Origin of the sequence: Marinomonas hwangdonensis (assembly GCF_003721245.1) — a bacterium.
Classification (GTDB): domain Bacteria; phylum Pseudomonadota; class Gammaproteobacteria; order Pseudomonadales; family Marinomonadaceae; genus Marinomonas; species Marinomonas hwangdonensis.
Window position 1 is genome coordinate 1 of sequence record NZ_RIZG01000025.1, and the last position, 304, is coordinate 304.

Sequence of the window (304 nt, forward strand, 5' to 3'; positions counted from 1 at the left end):
ATGTTGGCGCAACCGCTTTGAACGATGCATTGACACTGCACACCACAGGCACCATTACTCAAACAGGTGCCATTACCGGTGATCAAAACTTGACGTTGCTTGGTGGTGGGGCCCACACGTTAAATAATGCTGACAATGCGATCGGCCAATTAGCGGCCACCAGCAGCACATTGAACTTCCAAGGTACTAGCTTCACTTTAGGAAATATTTCCACTACAGGCGCTATTCAGTTATCCAGTACAGGTGCCGTAACACAAGCCGATGGTACGGCCATCACGGGCGGGCAAAATGTCAACCTACTTGG

The 304-nt window shown here is 50.0% G+C and carries 1 protein-coding gene; it reads left to right on the forward strand.

Annotated elements, in window-relative coordinates:
• On the forward strand, positions 1 to 304 hold a 304-nt coding region (locus EBI00_RS16015; RefSeq protein ID WP_158600781.1), incomplete at both ends, for a hypothetical protein.